The sequence below is a fragment of the Dellaglioa sp. CoH-57-MRSF-16 genome, from assembly GCF_056782055.1.
This window is the reverse complement of sequence record NZ_JBXAXZ010000134.1, coordinates 1-311: the sequence shown is the minus strand read 5'-3', so window position 1 is coordinate 311 and position 311 is coordinate 1. Positions and strand designations below refer to the sequence as shown.

Annotated in this window: 1 protein-coding gene; it reads right to left on the bottom strand. The window is 58.8% G+C overall.

The features are described from left to right. Positions 1–311, bottom strand: a 311-nt coding sequence (locus AC1RPH_RS08175; RefSeq protein WP_481762089.1) for a DUF1653 domain-containing protein, incomplete at both ends; no start/stop codon positions are given.

Below are 311 nucleotides of genomic sequence, written 5' to 3'. Positions count from 1 at the left end.
GCGGCCACACGTGTTCGTAGATCACCATCTCTTCCTGTGTCTCCGAGTGCGTGGCAAGTCCCACGAACTTGTAGAGACCACCTTTGTAGTGGCGATGCGTGGCCTCGCGCAACGCGCGCTGATGATCCAACTCGATCTGCACCGCGTATTCCACGGCATTGCTGCCCACCGCGTAATCCGCATCCGGGTCGATGCCCTCATCAGCAGCTGCACGCTCGAACGCCGCGAGATCGAGACGGACAAGCGACACCACCTGACCAACTACGGAACACAGGTTATAGGCTTCCGTGTCCATCACGATAGCGAATTCG